Source organism: Myceligenerans cantabricum, assembly GCF_054777735.1.
Genome location: NZ_BAAHAJ010000005.1, coordinates 20,168 through 39,594, shown reverse-complemented (window position 1 = coordinate 39,594; position 19,427 = coordinate 20,168). Strand labels below are relative to the sequence as shown.

Annotated in this window: 31 protein-coding genes; all 31 read left to right on the top strand. The window is 67.5% G+C overall.

Annotated features, from left to right (window positions below; all coding sequences use genetic code 11):
* Positions 1-49: 49 nt before the first annotated feature.
* The 31 genes from fusA to rpsK all read left to right on the top strand — a co-directional run bounded on the left by fusA (position 50) and on the right by rpsK (position 19,264).
* Positions 50-2,152 carry an elongation factor G gene (gene fusA / locus ACYU96_RS05095; protein WP_460749786.1) on the top strand — a complete coding sequence of 701 codons (2,103 nt, stop codon included), beginning with the start codon at positions 50-52 and terminating at the stop codon, positions 2,150-2,152.
* Between the two features lie 119 nt (positions 2,153-2,271).
* Positions 2,272-3,468 (top strand): elongation factor Tu, encoded by a 1,197-nt coding sequence (tuf, locus tag ACYU96_RS05090; RefSeq protein ID WP_460749783.1) that lies wholly within the window; start codon positions 2,272-2,274, stop codon positions 3,466-3,468.
* 499 nt (positions 3,469-3,967) lie between these two features.
* On the top strand, positions 3,968-4,276 hold the full coding sequence (gene rpsJ / locus ACYU96_RS05085; protein ID WP_043498203.1) for a 30S ribosomal protein S10: 309 nt from the start codon (positions 3,968-3,970) through the stop codon (positions 4,274-4,276).
* Between the two features lie 17 nt (positions 4,277-4,293).
* Positions 4,294-4,947, top strand: coding sequence for a 50S ribosomal protein L3 (rplC, locus tag ACYU96_RS05080; protein ID WP_460749780.1), 654 nt, complete (start codon positions 4,294-4,296; stop codon positions 4,945-4,947).
* A gap of 5 nt (positions 4,948-4,952) precedes the next feature.
* Positions 4,953-5,654, top strand: coding sequence for a 50S ribosomal protein L4 (gene rplD, locus ACYU96_RS05075; protein ID WP_460749778.1), 702 nt, complete (start codon positions 4,953-4,955; stop codon positions 5,652-5,654).
* Positions 5,651-5,953: a 50S ribosomal protein L23 gene (gene rplW, locus ACYU96_RS05070; protein ID WP_201845207.1), complete on the top strand. Its 303-nt coding sequence runs from the start codon at positions 5,651-5,653 to the stop codon at positions 5,951-5,953. Before rplD ends, rplW begins: the two co-directional genes overlap by 4 nt.
* Before the next feature lie 32 nt (positions 5,954-5,985).
* Complete coding sequence (gene rplB, locus ACYU96_RS05065) at positions 5,986-6,822, top strand: 50S ribosomal protein L2 (protein ID WP_460749775.1); 837 nt, start codon at positions 5,986-5,988, stop codon at positions 6,820-6,822.
* A 14-nt stretch (positions 6,823-6,836) separates the two neighbouring features.
* Positions 6,837-7,118, top strand: coding sequence for a 30S ribosomal protein S19 (gene rpsS / locus ACYU96_RS05060; RefSeq protein ID WP_460749772.1), 282 nt, complete (start codon positions 6,837-6,839; stop codon positions 7,116-7,118).
* Positions 7,119-7,188: 70 nt separating this feature from the next.
* Complete coding sequence (gene rplV / locus ACYU96_RS05055) at positions 7,189-7,545, top strand: 50S ribosomal protein L22 (RefSeq protein WP_201845204.1); 357 nt, start codon at positions 7,189-7,191, stop codon at positions 7,543-7,545.
* Between the two features lie 2 nt (positions 7,546-7,547).
* Positions 7,548-8,384, top strand: coding sequence for a 30S ribosomal protein S3 (gene rpsC / locus ACYU96_RS05050; RefSeq protein WP_460749769.1), 837 nt, complete (start codon positions 7,548-7,550; stop codon positions 8,382-8,384).
* A gap of 2 nt (positions 8,385-8,386) precedes the next feature.
* Positions 8,387-8,806 carry a 50S ribosomal protein L16 gene (rplP, locus tag ACYU96_RS05045; protein WP_460749766.1) on the top strand — a complete coding sequence of 140 codons (420 nt, stop codon included), beginning with the start codon at positions 8,387-8,389 and terminating at the stop codon, positions 8,804-8,806.
* A complete protein-coding gene (gene rpmC, locus ACYU96_RS05040) occupies positions 8,806-9,045 on the top strand; it encodes a 50S ribosomal protein L29 (protein ID WP_460749763.1) in 240 nt (79 codons plus the stop codon). The genes rplP and rpmC overlap by 1 nt, the downstream gene beginning before the upstream one ends.
* A gap of 7 nt (positions 9,046-9,052) precedes the next feature.
* The gene (rpsQ, locus tag ACYU96_RS05035) at positions 9,053-9,337 is read left to right on the top strand and encodes a 30S ribosomal protein S17 (RefSeq protein ID WP_460749760.1); all 285 of its coding nucleotides are present in this window, start codon (positions 9,053-9,055) and stop codon (positions 9,335-9,337) included.
* A 136-nt stretch (positions 9,338-9,473) separates the two neighbouring features.
* Complete coding sequence (rplN, locus tag ACYU96_RS05030; protein WP_123815727.1) at positions 9,474-9,842, top strand: 50S ribosomal protein L14; 369 nt, start codon at positions 9,474-9,476, stop codon at positions 9,840-9,842.
* A gap of 2 nt (positions 9,843-9,844) precedes the next feature.
* The gene (rplX, locus tag ACYU96_RS05025; protein ID WP_460749758.1) at positions 9,845-10,189 is read left to right on the top strand and encodes a 50S ribosomal protein L24; all 345 of its coding nucleotides are present in this window, start codon (positions 9,845-9,847) and stop codon (positions 10,187-10,189) included.
* Entirely contained in the window at positions 10,189-10,761 is a 573-nt protein-coding gene (rplE, locus tag ACYU96_RS05020) for a 50S ribosomal protein L5 (protein WP_460749755.1), read from the top strand. Before rplX ends, rplE begins: the two co-directional genes overlap by 1 nt.
* A gap of 1 nt (position 10,762) precedes the next feature.
* The gene (locus ACYU96_RS05015; protein WP_013837851.1) at positions 10,763-10,948 is read left to right on the top strand and encodes a type Z 30S ribosomal protein S14; all 186 of its coding nucleotides are present in this window, start codon (positions 10,763-10,765) and stop codon (positions 10,946-10,948) included.
* A 73-nt stretch (positions 10,949-11,021) separates the two neighbouring features.
* Entirely contained in the window at positions 11,022-11,420 is a 399-nt protein-coding gene (gene rpsH, locus ACYU96_RS05010; RefSeq protein ID WP_460749753.1) for a 30S ribosomal protein S8, read from the top strand.
* A 19-nt stretch (positions 11,421-11,439) separates the two neighbouring features.
* The gene (gene rplF, locus ACYU96_RS05005; RefSeq protein WP_460749750.1) at positions 11,440-11,976 is read left to right on the top strand and encodes a 50S ribosomal protein L6; all 537 of its coding nucleotides are present in this window, start codon (positions 11,440-11,442) and stop codon (positions 11,974-11,976) included.
* 2 nt (positions 11,977-11,978) lie between these two features.
* On the top strand, positions 11,979-12,350 hold the full coding sequence (gene rplR / locus ACYU96_RS05000) for a 50S ribosomal protein L18 (RefSeq protein WP_460750579.1): 372 nt from the start codon (positions 11,979-11,981) through the stop codon (positions 12,348-12,350).
* A gap of 31 nt (positions 12,351-12,381) precedes the next feature.
* Entirely contained in the window at positions 12,382-13,044 is a 663-nt protein-coding gene (gene rpsE, locus ACYU96_RS04995) for a 30S ribosomal protein S5 (RefSeq protein WP_460749747.1), read from the top strand.
* Positions 13,044-13,226, top strand: a complete 183-nt coding sequence (gene rpmD, locus ACYU96_RS04990) for a 50S ribosomal protein L30 (protein WP_460749744.1) — start codon at positions 13,044-13,046, stop codon at positions 13,224-13,226. The genes rpsE and rpmD overlap by 1 nt, the downstream gene beginning before the upstream one ends.
* A gap of 2 nt (positions 13,227-13,228) precedes the next feature.
* Positions 13,229-13,690, top strand: coding sequence for a 50S ribosomal protein L15 (gene rplO, locus ACYU96_RS04985; protein WP_460749742.1), 462 nt, complete (start codon positions 13,229-13,231; stop codon positions 13,688-13,690).
* Positions 13,691-14,070: 380 nt separating this feature from the next.
* On the top strand, positions 14,071-15,363 hold the full coding sequence (gene secY, locus ACYU96_RS04980) for a preprotein translocase subunit SecY (protein ID WP_460749740.1): 1,293 nt from the start codon (positions 14,071-14,073) through the stop codon (positions 15,361-15,363).
* A 77-nt stretch (positions 15,364-15,440) separates the two neighbouring features.
* Positions 15,441-15,998: an adenylate kinase gene (locus ACYU96_RS04975; RefSeq protein ID WP_460750576.1), complete on the top strand. Its 558-nt coding sequence runs from the start codon at positions 15,441-15,443 to the stop codon at positions 15,996-15,998.
* 92 nt (positions 15,999-16,090) lie between these two features.
* A complete protein-coding gene (gene map, locus ACYU96_RS04970; protein WP_460749738.1) occupies positions 16,091-16,981 on the top strand; it encodes a type I methionyl aminopeptidase in 891 nt (296 codons plus the stop codon).
* Between the two features lie 73 nt (positions 16,982-17,054).
* Positions 17,055-17,480 carry a hypothetical protein gene (locus ACYU96_RS04965; protein WP_460749736.1) on the top strand — a complete coding sequence of 142 codons (426 nt, stop codon included), beginning with the start codon at positions 17,055-17,057 and terminating at the stop codon, positions 17,478-17,480.
* Positions 17,481-17,726: 246 nt separating this feature from the next.
* Entirely contained in the window at positions 17,727-17,948 is a 222-nt protein-coding gene (infA, locus tag ACYU96_RS04960) for a translation initiation factor IF-1 (RefSeq protein WP_460749733.1), read from the top strand.
* A 123-nt stretch (positions 17,949-18,071) separates the two neighbouring features.
* Positions 18,072-18,185 carry a 50S ribosomal protein L36 gene (gene rpmJ, locus ACYU96_RS04955; protein ID WP_003956441.1) on the top strand — a complete coding sequence of 38 codons (114 nt, stop codon included), beginning with the start codon at positions 18,072-18,074 and terminating at the stop codon, positions 18,183-18,185.
* 170 nt (positions 18,186-18,355) lie between these two features.
* Complete coding sequence (gene rpsM / locus ACYU96_RS04950) at positions 18,356-18,730, top strand: 30S ribosomal protein S13 (protein ID WP_460749731.1); 375 nt, start codon at positions 18,356-18,358, stop codon at positions 18,728-18,730.
* 144 nt (positions 18,731-18,874) lie between these two features.
* On the top strand, positions 18,875-19,264 hold the full coding sequence (gene rpsK / locus ACYU96_RS04945) for a 30S ribosomal protein S11 (RefSeq protein WP_123815716.1): 390 nt from the start codon (positions 18,875-18,877) through the stop codon (positions 19,262-19,264).
* Positions 19,265-19,427 lie beyond the last annotated feature (163 nt).

Below are 19,427 nucleotides of genomic sequence, written 5' to 3'. Positions count from 1 at the left end.
CTTCGGTGGATCCGGAATCCGGACCCGACCCACAGAGGGGTAAGAGACCGTGGCACTCGACGTGCTGACCGACCTGAACAAGGTCCGCAACATCGGCATCATGGCCCACATCGATGCCGGCAAGACCACTACGACCGAGCGCATCCTGTTCTACACGGGTGTGAACTACAAGATCGGTGAGACGCACGACGGCGCGTCGACGATGGACTGGATGGCCCAGGAGCAGGAGCGCGGCATCACGATCACGTCCGCCGCGACGACGTGCTACTGGAACGACAACCAGATCAACATCATCGACACGCCGGGTCACGTCGACTTCACCGTCGAGGTGGAGCGCTCGCTGCGCGTGCTCGACGGTGCCGTCGCGGTGTTCGACGGCAAGGAAGGCGTGGAGCCGCAGTCCGAGACGGTGTGGCGCCAGGCCGACAAGTACGACGTCCCGCGCATCTGCTTCGTCAACAAGATGGACAAGCTCGGCGCGGACTTCTACTTCACCGTCGACACCATCGTGAACCGCCTCAAGGCGAAGCCCCTCGTGATCCAGCTGCCGATCGGCGCGGAGAACGACTTCGAGGGCATCGTCGACCTCGTCGAGATGAAGGCGCTCACCTGGCGCGGTGACACGAAGCTGGGTGAGTCGTACGAGGTCGAGGACATCCCGGCCGATCTCCAGGAGAAGGCCGAGCAGTACCGTGAGGAGCTCGTCGAGGCCGTCGCGGAGGCGGACGACGAGCTGATGGAGAAGTACCTCGTCGGCGAGGCGCTGACCAAGGAAGAGATCAAGGCGGGCATCCGCAAGCTGGTCATCTCGTCCGCGGCCTTCCCGGTGCTCTGCGGTTCCGCGTACAAGAACAAGGGCGTGCAGCCCATGCTCGACGCGGTGATCGACTACCTGCCGACCCCGCTCGACGTGCCCTCCATCCAGGGCCACGACGTCAAGGACGCGGAGAAGGTCGTCGAGCGTCACGCCGACGCGACGGAGCCTTTCTCGGGCCTGGCCTTCAAGGTCGCGACCCACCCGTTCTTCGGCAAGCTCACCTATGTGCGCGTGTACTCCGGCAAGGTCTCCCAGGGTGCCCAGGTGTTCAACACCACCAAGGGCAAGAAGGAGCGCATCGGGAAGATGTTCCAGATGCACTCCAACAAGGAGAACCCGGTCGAGGAGGCCCAGGCGGGCCACATCTACGCGTTCATCGGCCTCAAGGACGTCACCACGGGTGACACCCTGAGCGACCCGGGCAGCCAGGTGATCCTGGAGTCGATGTCCTTCCCGGAGCCCGTCATCGACGTGGCGATCGAGCCGAAGACGAAGGCCGACCAGGAAAAGATGTCCACGGCGATCCAGAAGCTCCTCGACGAGGACCCGACGTATCGCATCTCGTTGGACGAGGAGACCGGCCAGACCGTCGTCGGCGGTATGGGCGAGCTCCACCTCGACATCCTCGTGGACCGCATGCGCCGCGAGTTCAAGGTCGAGGCGAACGTCGGTAAGCCACAGGTGGCGTACCGCGAGACGATCCGTCGCAAGGCGGAGAAGATCGACTACACGCACAAGAAGCAGACGGGTGGCTCGGGCCAGTTCGCGAAGGTCCTCGTGACCTTCGAGCCGCTGGAGACCACGGACGGCGAGCTCTACGAGTTCTCCAACGAGGTCACCGGTGGTCGCATCCCGCGCGAGTACATCCCGTCGGTGGACGCGGGCATCCAGTCGGCCATGGAGCAGGGCGTGCTGGCCGGGTTCCCGGTGGTCGGTGTGAAGGCGACGCTGCTCGACGGCGCGTACCACGACGTCGACTCCTCGGAGATGGCGTTCAAGATCGCCGGTTCGATGGTCTTCAAGGAGGGCGTCAGGCGGGCCGACCCGGTCCTGCTCGAGCCCGTGATGGCCGTCGAGGTCCGCACGCCCGAGGAGTACATGGGCGACGTGATCGGTGACCTGAACTCACGCCGTGGGATGATCCAGTCCATGGAGGACGCCACCGGTGTCAAGGTGGTCCGCGCCAACGTACCGTTGAGCGAGATGTTCGGGTACATCGGTGACCTGCGGTCCAAGACCCAGGGGCGCGCCGTGTACTCGATGCAGTTCGACAGCTACGCCGAGGTCCCCAAGGCAGTCGCCGAGGAGATCATCAAGAAGACCCGGGGCGAGTGAGTCCCCACAGGTCGAACCGTACTACCAACCTGTAGGAAGCCCGACGCCCCGCGGTTGTAGGCTGTCTCGCCGACATCCGCAACGTTCGGAACATCTACCCAAGTCCCAGGAGGACCCAAGTGGCTAAGGCCAAGTTCGAGCGGACCAAGCCGCACGTCAACATCGGCACGATCGGTCACGTCGACCACGGTAAGACGACGCTGACCGCCGCGATCTCGAAGACGCTTGCGGACAAGTACCCGGACCTTCCGGCGAACACCGCGCAGGCGTTCGACACGATCGACGCCGCGCCGGAGGAGAAGCAGCGCGGTATCACGATCAACATCGCGCACATCGAGTACGAGACGCCGAAGCGGCACTACGCGCACGTCGACGCTCCCGGTCACGCCGACTACATCAAGAACATGATCACCGGTGCCGCCCAGATGGACGGCGCGATCCTGGTGGTCGCCGCGACCGACGGTCCGATGGCCCAGACGCGTGAGCACGTTCTGCTCGCCCGCCAGGTGGGCGTGCCCTACCTGCTCGTGGCGCTGAACAAGGCCGACATGGTCGAGGACGAGGAGCTCCTCGAGCTCGTCGAGATGGAGGTCCGCGAGCTGCTGTCGTCGCAGGACTTCCCCGGCGACGACGTCCCGGTGGTCCGCGTCTCGGGCCTCAAGGCGCTCGAGGGCGACGACGAGTGGACCGCGAAGGTCGTCGAGCTGATGGACGCCGTCGACGAGAACGTCCCGGAGCCGCAGCGCGACCTCGACAAGCCGTTCCTGATGCCGATCGAGGACGTCTTCACGATCACCGGTCGCGGCACCGTCGTCACCGGCAAGGTGGAGCGCGGCAAGCTCGACATCAACTCCGAGGTCGAGATCGTGGGTATCCGCGAGCCGCAGAAGACCACGGTCACCGGTATCGAGACGTTCCACAAGCAGATGGACCAGGCGCAGGCCGGCGACAACACCGGTCTGCTGCTGCGCGGCACCAAGCGCGAGGACGTCGAGCGCGGCCAGGTCGTCGTGAAGCCGGGTTCGATCACGCCGCACACCAACTTCGAGGCGCAGGTCTACATCCTGGGCAAGGACGAGGGCGGCCGTCACAACCCGTTCTTCTCGAACTACCGCCCGCAGTTCTACTTCCGCACCACGGACGTCACCGGCGTCATCCAGCTGCCCGAGGGCACCGAGATGGTCATGCCGGGCGACAACACCGAGATGACGGTCGAGCTGATCCAGCCGATCGCCATGGAGGACGGCCTCGGCTTCGCCATCCGTGAGGGTGGCCGCACGGTCGGTTCCGGCCGCGTCACCAAGATCCTCAAGTGATCTCTGCCTGACGGCTCACCGAGGGCCCGGATGCTTCGGCGTCCGGGCCCTCGGCTGTGGTCGGCGGGCCCGATCCGCGCCCGGCGAGCATGCCGGGCGCACGTCACACCACCTCCGCTTGGAGTTCCGCGGAATCGTGTGGCAGACTTGAGTAGTTGCCTGTCACGGGCGCGCTCTTTCTTGTATCGAACAGTGTGCGAAGCCACGGTCACCGAGTTGGCCGGGCGGTCCTCTCCCCCAGGGGGAGTCCGCGGGTTTTGCGTCTGATTTTCGACGCCAGGAATGCGCCCCGCGGAGCACACGCCATCGGTATCGCCGGCGGCACTGTTCCGAGCAGGCTCGGCAAACGTCGTGGTCCGTACGAGTTCACTCGTGTGAGATCACTTCCCAACGGCCCCACCCCGGGTTAGCGCATGTGCACGGTTACGTCGCATTGCGCGACACGCCCGAGCGCGGGGGTCGGACAGTAGCGGTTCGAGAGAGAGAGTCAGACGACGCCATGGCGGGACAGAAGATCCGCATCCGGCTCAAGTCCTACGACCACGAGGTGATCGACAGCTCGGCGCGCAAGATCGTCGACACGGTCACTCGCGCTGGTGCGACGGTCGTGGGCCCGGTGCCGCTGCCGACGGAGAAGAATGTCTTCACCGTCATCCGGTCGCCTCACAAGTACAAGGACAGCCGCGAGCACTTCGAGATGCGTACGCACAAGCGGCTCATCGACATCGTCGACCCGACGCCGAAGGCTGTCGATTCGCTCATGCGTCTCGACCTGCCGGCGGACGTGAACATCGAGATCAAGCTCTGAGGCTGGAGGACATCACCATGACCAACCAGCAGAAGAATGTGACCGCGGTGCTCGGGACGAAGCTCGGCATGACCCAGACCTGGGACGAGGCGGGGCGCCTCGTGCCGGTCACGGTCGTGTCCGTGGGCACGAACGTCGTGACCCAGGTCCGTACCGAGGAGGCGGACGGCTATGCCGCCGTCCAGCTCGCGTACGGGCAGATCGACCCCCGCAAGGTCACCAAGCCTATGAAGGGCCACTTCGACAAGGCCGGCGTGACGCCGCGCCGTCACGTGGCCGAGGTGCGCACCGGGGACTCCGGCGAGTTCGCGCTGGGTCAGGAGATCACCGCCGAGGCCTTCGAGGCCGGCACCGTGGTCGACGTGACCGGCACGACCAAGGGCAAGGGCACCGCCGGTGTCATGAAGCGCCACGGCTTCCACGGCGTGGGCGCCTCGCACGGTTCGCACCGCAACCACCGCAAGCCCGGCTCGATCGGTGGCGCTTCGACGCCCTCGCGCGTGTTCAAGGGCCTGCGGATGGCCGGTCGTATGGGCAACGCCCGCAAGACCGTCCAGAACCTGACCGTCCACGCGGTCGACGCCGAGAAGGGTCTGCTGCTCGTCAAGGGCGCGGTTCCCGGCACCAAGGGTGGCGTCGTCCTCGTCCGTACCGCCGCGAAGGGAGCGTGACACCAATGGCCGCACTGACCGTCGACGTGCTTGACGCGTCCGGGAAGAAGTCGGGCAAGGCGGAGCTCCCCGCCGAGGTCTTCGACGTCGCCGTGAACGTCCCGCTGATTCACCAGGTGGTTGTCGCGCAGCGCGCGGCGGCCCGCCAGGGTACGCACTCCACCAAGACCCGCGGCGAGGTCCGCGGTGGTGGCAGGAAGCCGTACAAGCAGAAGGGCACCGGTCGCGCCCGCCAGGGTTCGACGCGCGCCCCGCAGTTCGCCGGCGGTGGCGTCGTCCACGGCCCGCAGCCGCGCTCGTACGAGCAGCGCACCCCGAAGAAGATGAAGGCCGCCGCGCTCCGCGGTGCCCTCTCGGACCGCGCCCGTGCGGGCCGCGTGCACGTCGTGTCCGGTTTCGGCATCGACGGCACGCCCTCCACGAAGACGGCGCTCGCCTCGATCAAGTCCCTGACCTCGCGCGAGCACGTGCTCGTCGTGATGGATCGCTCGGACGAGGTCTCGCGCCGGTCCCTGCGCAACGTGGCCGAGGTGCACGTGCTCGTCGCCGATCAGCTCAACACCTACGACGTGCTCGTCGCGGACGACGTGATCTTCACCGAGTCCGCGCTGTCCGCGTTCCTCGCGGGTCCTGCCGCGGGCAAGGGTGCGAAGGCCGTCGCGACCGAGTCCGAGGCCGTTGCCGCCGCCGAGGAGGACGCCAAGTGACCACCGTGCAGAAGGACCCGCGCGACATCCTGATCGCGCCGGTCGTCTCCGAGAAGAGCTACAACCTCCTCGACGAGGGCAAGTACACCTTCATCGTGGACCCGAACGCGAACAAGACCGAGATCAAGATCGCCATCGAGAAGGTCTTCGACGTCAAGGTCGCTTCGGTGAACACGATCAACCGCAAGGGCAAGACGCGTCGCACGCGTTACGGCCTTGGCAAGCGCAAGGACACCAAGCGTGCGATCGTCACCCTCCGCGAGGGGTCGATCGACATCTTCGGCGGGCCGGTCGGCTGAGCCGGACGAGAGCAGATTGAGGACAGATCCCCATGGGAATCCGTAAGTACAAGCCGACGACGCCGGGCCGCCGCGGCGGCAGCGTCGCCGACTTCGTCGAGATCACGCGCTCGCAGCCGGAGAAGTCGCTGCTCCGCCCGCTGTCCAAGACGGGTGGCCGCAACAACTCCGGTCGCATCACGACGCGTCACAAGGGCGGCGGTCACAAGCGCGCTTACCGCGTCATCGACTTCCGTCGCCACGACAAGGACGGTGTGCCGGCCAAGGTCGCTCACATCGAGTACGACCCGAACCGCACGGCTCGCATCGCGCTGCTGCACTACGCGGACGGCGAGAAGCGCTACATCATCGCGCCGAACAAGCTGAGCCAGGGTGACGCCGTCGAGGCGGGGGCCGGCGCGGACATCAAGCCGGGCAACAACCTGCCGATGCGCAACATCCCCACCGGTACGGTCCTCCACGCTGTCGAGCTGCGGCCCGGCGGCGGCGCGAAGATCGCTCGCTCGGCCGGCGCCTCGGTGCAGCTGGTCGCGAAGGACGGTCCGTACGCGCAGCTGCGCATGCCGTCCGGCGAGATCCGCAACGTCGACCTGCGCTGCCGCGCCACGGTCGGCGAGGTCGGCAACGCCGAGCAGTCGAACATCAACTGGGGCAAGGCCGGCCGTAACCGCTGGAAGGGCAAGCGCCCGACCGTCCGCGGTGTGGTCATGAACCCGATCGACCACCCGCACGGTGGTGGTGAGGGCAAGACGTCCGGTGGCCGCCACCCGGTGAGCCCCTGGGGCCAGCCCGAGGGACGTACCCGCCGCCCGAAGAAGGCGAGCGACAAGCTGATCGTCCGCCGCCGCCGTACCGGCAAGAAGCGCTGATAGGAGCCTGACTGATGCCTCGTAGCCTGAAGAAGGGCCCCTTCGTCGACGACCACCTGCAGAAGAAGGTGGACGCCCAGAACGAGAAGGGGACCAAGACCGTCATCAAGACCTGGTCCCGTCGGTCGGTCGTCACGCCCGACTTCCTGGGCCACACACTTGCTGTGCACGATGGTCGGAAGCACGTCCCGGTGTTCGTCACCGAGTCGATGGTCGGCCACAAGCTCGGCGAGTTCGCTCCCACGCGGACCTTCCGCGGCCACGTGAAGGACGACAAGAAGGGTCGTCGCCGCTGAGCGCAGGGCACATGCCCTCGCACAGCGAAGCGACAACCCGGACTGTCTGAGAAAAGGAAGCAGGACAGCAATGGAAGCCAAGGCGCAGGCGCGGTTCGTCCGTGTCACGCCCCAGAAGGCCCGGCGCGTCATCGACCTCATCCGTGGCAAGCAGGCTCAGGAGGCCGTTGCGGTGCTGAAGTTCGCACCGCAGTCGCCTGCAGAGCCGATCCGGAAGGTCGTCGAGAGTGCCATCGCGAACGCGCGAGTGAAGGCCGACCGGGACAGCGTCCGGTTCGTCGAGGACGAACTGGTCATCAAGGAGGCGTTCGTCGACGAAGGCCCGACGCTCAAGCGGTTCCGGCCGCGGGCGCAGGGCCGCGCGAACCGGATCCTCAAGCGCACGAGCCACATCACCGTGGTGCTCGCCGACAAGGAAGGGGCCTGACAGTGGGTCAGAAGGTTCACCCGCACGGGTACCGCCTGGGCATCACCACCGACCACAAGTCGCGGTGGTTCGCCGACAGCACGAAGCCCGGTCAGCGGTACCGCGACTACGTCCGTGAGGACGTCGCGATCCGCAAGCTCATGAGCACCGGCCTCGAGCGGGCCGGCATCGCCAAGGTCGAGATCGAGCGCACCCGCGACCGCGTCCGCGTGGACATCCACACGGCGCGTCCGGGCATCGTGATCGGCCGGCGTGGCGCCGAGGCCGACCGCATCCGCGGCGAGCTCGAGAAGCTCACGGGCAAGCAGGTCCAGCTCAACATCCTCGAGGTCAAGAACGCGGAGATCGAGGCTCAGCTCGTTGCTCAGGGCATTGCCGAGCAGCTCGCGAGCCGTGTCTCCTTCCGCCGTGCGATGCGCAAGGGCATGCAGTCCGCCCAGCGCGCCGGCGCGAAGGGTATCCGCGTGCAGGTCGCCGGCCGTCTGGGCGGCGCGGAGATGAGCCGTTCCGAGTTCTACCGCGAGGGTCGCGTGCCGCTGCACACCCTTCGCGCGTACATCGACTACGGCTTCTTCGAGGCTCGCACCACCTTCGGCCGCATCGGCGTGAAGGTGTGGATCTACAAGGGCGACATCAGCGAGAAGGAGTTCGCCGCACAGCAGGCCACCGCCGCACCCCGTCAGGGTCGTGGCCGCGGTGACCGTGGCGACCGCGGTGACCGCCGCGGTGGTGGCCGTCGTAATGAGCGTCCGGCCGAGCGCAAGCCCGAGGCAGCTCCCGCCGCAGCTGCGGCGGAGGCCCCGGCCGCGCCGGCCGCAGAGTCCGGAACGGAGGCCTGACCATGCTGATCCCGCGCAAGGTCAAGCACCGCAAGCAGCACCACCCGAAGCGTAGTGGTGCCGCGAAGGGTGGCACGCAGATCGCGTTCGGTGACTTCGGCATCCAGGCTCTCGAGCCGGCCTACGTCACCAACCGCCAGATCGAGGCGGCGCGTATCGCGATGACCCGCCACATCAAGCGTGGCGGCAAGGTCTGGATCAACATCTACCCGGACCGCCCGCTGACCAAGAAGCCTGCCGAGGTCCGCATGGGCTCCGGCAAGGGCTCGCCCGAGTGGTGGGTCGCCAACGTCAAGCCCGGCCGCATCGTCTTCGAGCTGGCCGGTGTCGACGAGGAGCTCGCGCGCGAGGCCATGCGTCGCGCGATCCACAAGCTCCCGATGAAGTGCCGTTTCGTGGTCCGTGAGGGGGGTGCGATCTGATGACAGTCGGTACGAAGGGCATGCTGCCCGTCGACCTCGACGGCATGGACGACGAGGCTCTCGTCGCCAAGCTGAAGGAGTCGAAGGAGGAGCTCTTCAACCTCCGTTTCCAGTCGGCCACCGGTCAGCTGGAGAGCCACGGCCGTCTCAAGGCCGTGCGCCGCGACATCGCGCGGATCTACACGATCCTGCGCGAGCGTGAGCTCGGCATCCGTACGGCTCCGAGCGTGAGTGAGTGAGGCAAGGATGAGCGAGAACACAGAGGTCGCAACCACGACCGAGCGCAACGCGCGCAAGGTGCGCCGCGGTTACGTCGTCAGCGACAAGATGGCCAAGACCATCGTCGTCGAGGTCGAGGACCGTAAGAAGCACCCCCTCTACGGCAAGGTCCTGCGCACCACCACCAAGGTGAAGGCGCATGACGAGGAGAACACTGCCGGCATCGGCGACCTGGTCGAGATCATGGAGACGCGGCCCCTGTCCGCCACCAAGCGGTGGCGGCTGGTGTCGGTCCTGGAGAAGGCCAAGTAACACCTTCGCGAGGTCGCGGCGGCGGGGCGGGAGTCCCGCCGCCACCGGCTCACCGAAGGAGCCACACAGTACTTATCCGTTCGGCCAGGCTCACCCTCGCGGGTGAGAACCAGCACGACGCAAGGAGATCACTCAAATGATCCAGCAGGAGTCGCGACTTCGGGTCGCCGACAACACGGGTGCCAAGGAGATTCTGTGCATCCGCGTTCTCGGTGGCTCCGGCCGTCGCTACGCCGGTATCGGCGACACGTTCGTCGCCACCGTCAAGGACGCGATCCCGGGTGGGAACGTCAAGAAGGGCGAGGTCGTCAAGGCCGTCGTCGTCCGCACCGCCAAGGAGCGCCGTCGTCCGGACGGTTCCTACATCAAGTTCGACGAGAACGCCGCCGTCATCCTCAAGAACGACGGCGAGCCTCGCGGCACCCGCATCTTCGGCCCGGTGGGCCGCGAGCTGCGTGACAAGCGTTTCATGAAGATCATCTCGCTGGCTCCGGAGGTGCTCTGAACATGGCGAAGATCAAGAAGGGTGACCAGGTCCTCGTCATCTCGGGCAAGGACAAGGGCAAGACCGGCCGCGTGCTCGAGGTCATCAAGGACCGCGACCGCGTCGTGGTCGAGGGCGTCCAGCGCGTCACCAAGCACACCAAGATGGGCCAGTCGCAGCGCGGCACTCGTACCGGTGGTATCGAGACGGTCGAGGCGTCGATCCACCTGAGCAACGTGATGGTCGTCGACCCGGAGACCAAGAAGGGCACCCGGGTCGGGTACCGCCTCGAGGAGGTCGACCGCGAGGGCCGCACCAAGACCGTGCGCGTCCGCGTGGCCAAGCGCTCCGGGAAGGACATCGACTGATGAGCGAGACCACCATCGAGGCCCCGGCCCAGCCGCGCCTCAAGCAGAAGTACCGCGAGGACATCCTCCCGGCGCTGGTCGAGGAGTTCGGCCACAAGAACATCCACCAGGCCGGCGGTCTCACGAAGATCGTCGTCAACATGGGTGTCGGTGACGCCGCGAAGGACTCCAAGCTGATCGAGGGCGCGATCCGCGACCTCACCGCGATCACCGGCCAGAAGCCGCAGGTCGCTCGTGCCAAGAAGTCGATCGCGCAGTTCAAGCTGCGCGAGGGCATGCCGATCGGTGCGCACACCACGCTCCGCGGCGACCGCATGTGGGAGTTCCTCGACCGCCTGCTGTCGATCGCGCTGCCGCGCATCCGCGACTTCCGTGGCCTGTCGCCGAAGCAGTTCGACGGCAACGGGAACTACACGTTCGGTCTCACGGAGCAGTCGATGTTCCACGAGATCAACCAGGACAAGATCGACCGTGTCCGCGGTATGGACATCACGATCGTGACCACGGCGACCACGGACGACGAGGGCCGCTCTCTGCTCCGCCGTCTCGGTTTCCCCTTCAAGGAGAACTGACATGGCGAAGAAGGCCCTGATCAACAAGGCGAACGCCAAGCCCAAGTTCGCCGTCCGTGCCTACACCCGGTGCCAGCGGTGCGGTCGTCCGCACTCCGTGTACCGCAAGTTCGGCCTGTGCCGTATCTGCTTGCGGGAGATGGCCCACCGTGGCGAGCTCCCCGGCGTCACCAAGAGCAGCTGGTAACAACTACGCCGTAGGTCCGCAGAACCGTGCCACGCACGGTCCGGATACCGCGGCGAGGAAGGGCTAGTGCCCGATGACTATGACCGACCCGATCGCAGACATGCTGACCCGTCTGCGTAACGCGAACTCGGCTCACCACGACGAGGTCACCATGCCGTCGTCGAAGCTGAAGTCGAACATCGCGAAGATCCTGCAGGCCGAGGGCTACATCTCCGGCTGGAACGTCGAGGACGCCCAGGTGGGCAAGAGCCTCACGCTCACGCTGAAGTACGGCCAGAACCGTGAGCGCGCCATCTCCGGCGTGCGCCGCGTGTCGAAGCCCGGCCTGCGCGTCTACGCGAAGTCCACCAGCCTGCCTCAGGTGCTGGGTGGCCTTGGCGTGGCGATCCTGTCCACGTCCTCCGGTCTCCTGACGGACCGGCAGGCCGAGTCCAAGGGCGTCGGCGGCGAAGTGCTCGCCTACGTCTGGTAATCGGAAGGGAGAAACAAGCATGTCTCGTATCGGCAAGCTCCCCGTTCCGGTCCCGGCCGGCGTGGACGTCACCATCAGCGGTGCGCTCGTGACCGTCAAGGGCCCCAAGGGGACCCTCGACCACACGGTTGCCGCACCCATCACGATCGCTCTGGACGACGGCGCCATCACGGTGTCCCGCCCGGACGACGAGCGGCTCTCGAAGTCGCTGCACGGCCTCACCCGCACGCTGCTGTCGAACATGATCACCGGCGTCACGGACGGCTACGAGAAGAAGCTGGAGATCGTCGGCACCGGTTACCGCGTGCTCGCGAAGGGCTCCAGCCTCGAGTTCGCGCTCGGCTTCTCGCACCCGGTCGTCGTCGAGGCGCCCGAGGGCATCTCGTTCAAGGTCGAGGGCGCGAACAAGTTCTCCGTGTCCGGCATCGACAAGCAGCAGGTCGGCGAGGTCGCGGCGAACATCCGCAAGATCCGCAAGCCCGAGCCGTACAAGGGCAAGGGCGTGCGCTACGCCGGCGAGAACGTCCGCCGCAAGGTCGGAAAGGCTGGTAAGTGACGATGGCCATCAAGATTCTTGGCAAGGGCAAGGCTGTTGCCCGCAAGCGCCGTCACGCGCGCGGCCGCAAGAAGGTCGCCGGCACCGCCGTCCGGCCTCGCCTGGTCGTGACCCGTTCCTCGCGGCACATGGTTGCCCAGGTCGTGGACGACACGGTCGGCAAGACCGTCGTGTCGGCCTCCACGCTGGAGGCGGACCTGCGTTCGTTCGACGGCGACAAGACAGCGAAGGCCCACAAGGTGGGCGAGCTGGTTGCCGAGCGTGCCAAGGCCGCCGGCGTCGAGGCCGTGGTGTTCGACCGCGGTGGCAACAAGTACCACGGTCGGGTGGCGGCAGTCGCCGACGGGGCCCGTGAAGGCGGGCTGACCCTGTGACGACCGACGCACGGAAGAAGAGGACTCTCTGATGGCTGCAGGGCAGCGCAGCGGCGCCCCCCAGGGTGCCGCCAACGGGAACGAGAAGAAGAACGACGGACGTCGTTCTGGTCGCCGTGACGATCGCCGTGGTGGCGGTCGGGGCGAGGACAAGAACGCCTTCGTCGAGCGCGTGGTGACCATCAACCGTGTCGCCAAGGTCGTCAAGGGCGGTCGCCGCTTCAGCTTCACCGCGCTGGTCGTGGTGGGCGACGGCGACGGCACCGTCGGTGTCGGTTACGGCAAGGCCAAGGAGGTGCCCTCGGCGATCGCCAAGGGTGTCGAGGAGGCGAAGAAGAACTTCTTCCGCGTCCCGCGCATCCAGGGCACCATCCCTCACCCCATCCAGGGTGAGGAGGCCGCCGGTGTCGTGTTCCTCCGTCCGGCCTCGCCGGGTACCGGTGTGATCGCCGGTGGCCCGGTCCGCGCCGTGCTGGAGTGCGCCGGCATCCACGACGTGCTGAGCAAGTCGCTCGGTTCGTCGAACGCGATCAACATCGTGCACGCCACGGTTGCGGCGCTGCGTGGGCTCGAGCAGCCCGAGGCCGTCGCCGCACGTCGTGGCCTGCCGCTGGAGGACGTGGCCCCGGCCGCGCTCCTGCGCGCACAGGCCCGCGGTGTCGCCGCGGCCGCCGAGGCGAAGGCAGGTGCGTGATGGCTCGACTGAAGGTCACCCAGGTGAAGTCCACCATCGGGGGCAAGTTCAAGCAGCGTGAGACGCTGCGGACCCTGGGCCTCAAGCGGATCGGCGACAGCGCCGTGAAGGAGGACCGCCCGGAGGTCCGCGGCATGGTCAAGACGGTGTCGCACCTCGTCACCGTCGAGGAGGTCGAGTGATCATGGCGGACAGCAAGCCGCTGAAGGTCCACCACCTCCGTCCGGCCCCGGGCGCCAAGACCGCCAAGACCCGTGTGGGTCGTGGCGAGGCGTCGAAGGGTAAGACGGCGGGCCGTGGTACCAAGGGCACGAAGGCCCGCTACCAGGTTCCCGCGGGCTTCGAGGGCGGGCAGGTTCCTCTGCAGATGCGCCTCCCGAAGCTGCGTGGGTTCAAGAACCCGTTCCGCGTCGAGTACCAGGTCGTGAACCTGGACAAGCTCGCCGCACTGTACCCCGAAGGTGGCTCCGTCACCGTCGAGGACCTCGTCGAGAAGGGTGCGGTTCGCAAGAACCAGCCCGTCAAGGTTCTCGGTGGCGGCGACATCGCCGTGAAGCTCGAGATCGCGGTCGACCGCGTCTCGGCTTCCGCCAGGGAGAAGATCCTCGGCGCCGGCGGTTCGGTGGCCGAGCCCACGGAGGACTGAGCAGGAAGTACGGGGCCGGCAGCGCGTGAGCGCCGCCGGTCCTGTGCTGTCTCCCGGGCTGGTGACGCGGCCGGCGACGCCGGTCGCGGGCGGCCCTAAAGGATTCATGTCGAGCACACGGCGAGAGCTGCACGGACCAGCAGCATCGCCGTCGTCCACGGAGAATTCGGGTGCACAGCGGTGTGGCCGGGCGCGTCCCGTGCTGGTGTCACGCCGGATGTCGGGCAGACTAGGCCCGTGCGTGGTCCGGACGACCCCGTAGGCAACGTAGAATCCGACAGGTCCCGTATGTCGACGAAGGTCGGCCGCGGGCGACGATGACATCTCGCCGGGGAGATCCGGCGACACGAGACCCCGCGCAGGCGGGCCAGGAGGACAGGGTGCTCAGCGCATTCGGCCGGGCTTTCCGGACGCCAGACCTGCGGCGCAAGCTGCTGTTCACGATTGCGATCATGGCGCTGTTCCGCGTCGGGTCGTTCATCCCGACGCCAGGTGTGGACTATAAGAACGTCCAAGCATGTCTGAGCGATCAGCAGGACAACTCCCTGCTCGGGCTGATCAACGTGTTCAGCGGCGGAGCTCTGCTGCAGCTGTCCGTGTTCGCTCTCGGGATCATGCCGTACATCACGGCGAGCATCATCGTCCAGCTCCTGCGCGTGGTCATCCCGCGGTTCGAGGCGCTGCACAAGGAGGGGCAGCAGGGTCAGGCGAGGCTGACGCAGTACACCCGCTACCTGACGATCGCCCTGGCGATCCTGCAGTCGACGACGGTCATCACGACCGCGCGCCAGGGTCTCCTGCTTCCGTGCGACCTGCCGCTGATCTCCGACGACACGGTGCTCACCTCCATCCTCATGGTCATCACCATGACGGCCGGTACCGGCCTGGTCATGTGGCTCGGCGAGCTCATCACCGAGCGCGGCGTCGGCAACGGCATGTCGCTGCTGATCTTCACCTCCATCGCGGCGAGCTTCCCGTCGGCCCTCTGGTCGATCGCGGGCGGCGCCAACGGCGTCCTCAACTTCATCATCATGATCGTCGTCATCGTGCTGGTGGTCGGCCTGGTCGTGTTCGTCGAGCAGTCGCAGCGCCGGATCCCCGTGCAGTACGCGAAGCGCATGGTGGGCCGCCGCATGTACGGCGGCACGAGTACCTACATCCCGATCAAGATCAACATGGCCGGCGTCATCCCGGTGATCTTCGCGGCGTCGATCCTGGCGCTGCCGGGCCTCATCGCCCAGTTCGGGGACCAGCAGGCCGAGTGGGTCATCTGGATCTCGAACCACCTGGTCCAGCCCTCGGAGCCGCTGTACATCGCGCTCTACACGCTGATGATCATCTTCTTCTGCTTCTTCTACACCTCGATCACGTTCAACCCGGACGAGGTCGCGGACAACATGAAGAAGTACGGCGGCTTCATCCCTGGCATCCGGGCCGGCCGGCCCACCGCGGAGTACCTGGACTTCGTCATCACCCGGATCACCTCCGCGGGTTCCCTGTATCTCGCGCTGGTCGCGCTGATCCCGACGCTGGTGCTCGTCTTCCTGGGAGTCAGCACCAACCTGCCGTTCGGCGGCAGCTCGATCCTCATCGTGGTCGGGGTCGGTCTCGAGACGGTCAAGCAGATCGACTCGCAGCTGCAGCAGCGTCACTACGAAGGATTCCTCCGTTGAGTCAGACTCCCACCACTTCTCGCAGCGACGTGCATGTTCACGAGGGTCCCGAGGGGCGCGTCACGCGCCTCGTCATCATGGGCCCCCAGGGCGTTGGGAAGGGCACGCAGGCCGCCCGTCTCGCCGAGACGTTCGGCATCGTGGCGATCTCCACGGGCGACATCTTCCGCGCGAACATCAAGGGCGAGACCGAGCTCGGCCGGACCGCGAAGACGTATTCGGAGAGGGGCGAGCTCGTCCCGGACGAGGTCACGAACGCGATGGTGCGGGACCGGCTCAGCCGGCCCGACGTCGTCGACGGCTTCCTGCTCGACGGCTACCCCCGCAACGCGGCCCAGGTGGCCGAGCTCGACCACATCCTCGCCGATCTCGGCTGGGAGCTGGACGGCGTCATCGAGCTGACGGCGGACCGTGACGAGCTGCTGGCCCGTCTCGCGAAGCGGGCCGAGGACGAGGGGCGCACCGACGACACTCCCGAGGCCATCGAGAAGCGTCTCGCGATCTACGACGCCGAGACCGCGCCGCTCACCGCTGCCTACGGCGAGCGAGGGCTGCTGGCCAAGGTGGACGGCGTCGGAGAGATCCCGGACGTCACCGCGCGGATCGTGACCTCGCTCGCCGCGCAGCTGGGATGACCGTGGCGGCGGGTGAGCGGAGGGCGAGGGCCGCGGAGTGCGGCCCTCGCCCTCCGCTCCACCCCGCGGAAACGTCGCCGGGGCGCTGATCCGTGTTCGGGCTGGGACGAGAGCGCATCGAGTACAAGACGACGGAGCAGATGCGCGTCATGCGACGCGCCGGCCTCGTCGTCGCTGACGCGCTCGCCGCGGTCCGCGAGGCCGCTCGCCCGGGGATGAGCACCGCCGACCTCGACGCCGTCGCGGCGAGAGTCATCCGTGACGCCGGCGCGACGCCGTCGTTCCTGGGATACGAGGGCTTCCCCGCGACGGTCTGCGTCTCCGTGGGTGACGAGGTCGTCCACGGGATCCCCGGTGAGCGGGTGCTCGGCGTCGGCGACGTCGTCTCCGTGGACTGCGGGGCGATCGTGGACGGCTGGCACGGAGACTCCGCGACGTCGTTCCTGCTCGGGTCCGGCGGTGCGCTCCCACTCGACGCCTCCGACGCCGCCGTGGAGGCGGCGGGCGGCTCCACGGCGGACGCGCTGCTGGTCCGGGCGACGGAGGCGGCCATGTGGGCCGGGATCGCGGTGCTCGCCGGCGGGCGCAGGCTGAACGACGTCGGGCGCGCCGTCGAGGCGAGCGTCGACCTGGCGGGTGAGCTCGTCGGCGCCGAGTACGGGATCGTCGAGGAGTACGTCGGGCACGGCATCGGGACCGCCATGCACCAGCCGCCGGACGTCGTGAACTATCGCGTGCGGGAGCCGGGCCCGCGGCTGCGGCCCGGGATGTGCCTCGCGGTCGAGCCGATGGTCACGCTGGGCACGGGGGACACCCACGTGCTCGACGACGGGTGGACGGTGGTGACCACCGACGGGTCGCATGCCGCGCACTGGGAGCACAGCGTGGCGATCCTCGACGACGGGGTCTGCGTGCTGACCGCGCACGACGGGGGAGCGGGCCGCCTGGGTGACCTCGGTGTCGACGCGCTGTCGCTCGGCTGACGCGCCACGATCGGGTCACGAGTTCCCTCCCGAGCCTTACTTAGTTCGAGTCAGTTGGCTATGCTCCGGAGCCATGACCGATGACGCTCATGCCCTCCGGCCGGCCTCCTCGATCCGCGGTGCCGCCGCGCCGGGGGGTTCCGGAGCGCGTGGTACCGGGCTGCCCTGGCGCCGGCGTGCGGGAGCGGCCGCCGGGGCGGCGTCCGCCCGCTTCGGGCGATGGCTCGGCCGCTGGGGCCGCCGTCTGGTCCTCAGCGTCTGGTTCTGGGCCGGTCTCGTGGCCGGGTTCGGCACCTCGCTGCGGATGTGGGAGTCGGTGCTGCTGCTCGCTGTCGTGGGATGGATCGCGGGCGCGTGGCTCTGGAGCCGCCAGGGCCGGCCGGGCCTGCTCGCCGTGTCCGCGGGCATCCTGCTGGGCTGGGTGCCCATGCTGATCCTCTTCGTGGGCGCGCTGCCGCACACGGTGGTCGGGCTTCCCGGGACCAGGTACGACCTCTGATAAGATGGGTCGTTGCGTGTAGTCCGCGCTCCGACGCAGAAGGGCAGAGTCCCCGCACGTTCGACCTCCCGGGTTGCGTTTCGGCTGGTCGGACACTGGCGGCTCGGTCTCGGCCGGGTGGCGGTTCCGTCATCGGGCCGGTATCTGCGGCTGCACCAACGACATCCTCGTTCTGACGACGGCGTATCTTCTGCGCGCGCCTCAGGGCAGGCACGAGGAACTGGCCGACGAGAGTTAGCGGAGGATATGGGTAAGAAGGACGGTGTCATCGAGATCGAGGGCAGCGTGATCGAGGCTCTGCCTAACGCGACGTTCCGCGTCGAGTTGCAGAACGGTCACAGGGTGCTGGCCCACATCTCGGGCAAGATGCGCCAGAACTACATCCGCATCCTTCCCGAGGACCGGGTCGTGGTTGAGCTCAGCCCGTACGACCTGTCCCGCGGCCGGATCGTCTACCGCTACAAGTAGCCGGAGCGGGGCGGAGCCCGATCGCTGAACTGGGTGAACGCTGCGTTTCAGAACAGCCGAAACGGGCGGAGTCGGGTCACTGAACTCGGGAGACGTCACGTTTCAAAACAGTCAGAGGAAACCATGAAGGTCAAGCCGAGCGTCAAGAAGATCTGCGACAAGTGCAAGGTGATTCGCCGGCACGGTCGCGTCATGGTGATCTGCGACAACCTGCGCCACAAGCAGCGCCAGGGCTGATCACCTCCCGGGCCTGTCCCGGGACCGGTGGCCACGGCCACCACCAGCGCACCACCTCGAACCCGCCGTCACGGCGGGGGAACCCTCGGCCCGGAGGCCGGGGCCCGCGGACCTCGCGGGATGGCGGTGCGGGAGACCTCCGGACGAGAAGTACAGGAGCCATCAGGCACATGGCACGTCTTATCGGCGTCGACCTCCCTCGCGAAAAGCGGGTCGAGATCGCGCTCACCTACATCTTCGGGGTCGGCCGGACCCGCGCCAAGGAGACCCTTGCCGCGACCGGGATCAACCCCGACACCCGCGTGAAGGACCTCGGCGATGCCGAGCTCGTCGCGCTCCGCGACCACCTCGAGGGCAGCTACCAGCTCGAGGGTGACCTCCGCCGTGAGGTCGCTTCCGACATCCGCCGCAAGGTGGAGATCGGTACCTACCAGGGTCTGCGTCACCGTCGCGGCCTGCCGGTGCGCGGTCAGCGCACCAAGACCAACGCGCGTACCCGCAAGGGTCCGAAGCGCACCGTCGCCGGCAAGAAGAAGGCCCGCTGACCGGTGGTGCCCCCACCCGCAAGGGTGCAGGCATCGCCGTCGCGGAAGCCAGGAAACCGCTGACACGCAGTCCGAGGTGCGGGCAGCGCCGTCCGGCGAAGCGCCCGCCCCGGTCCGACCAGACCAGGAGATAGAGAGCAACACATGCCGCCCAAGACTCGCAAGCCGCGTCGTAAGGACAAGAAGAACGTCCCGCTCGGCCAGGCGCACATCAAGAGCACGTTCAACAACACCATCATCTCGATCACGGACCCGTCCGGTGCCGTGGTCTCGTGGGCGTCCGCCGGCCACGTCGGCTTCAAGGGCTCCCGCAAGTCGACCCCGTACGCGGCACAGCTCGCCGCGGAGTCGGCGGCCCGTCGCGCCCAGGAGCACGGCGTGAAGAAGGTCGACGTCTTCGTCAAGGGCCCGGGCTCCGGTCGGGAGACCGCGATCCGTTCCCTGCAGGCGACCGGCCTCGAGGTCGGTTCGATCCAGGACGTGACGCCGCAGGCGCACAACGGCTGCCGCCCCCCGAAGCGTCGCCGCGTCTGACTTCGTCGCGCGCGGTGCGCCTCCGCCTCCGGGCCGGGGTGCTCCGCAGCCGCGACAACCGCTCACCACGGGTGAGCGCCTTCGCCCGGCGAGCGGACAGAGTCTTGCCGGGCCCGCGAGAGATCGCGATTCGTGATGCGTCATATAGCGGACGCACGCTGAA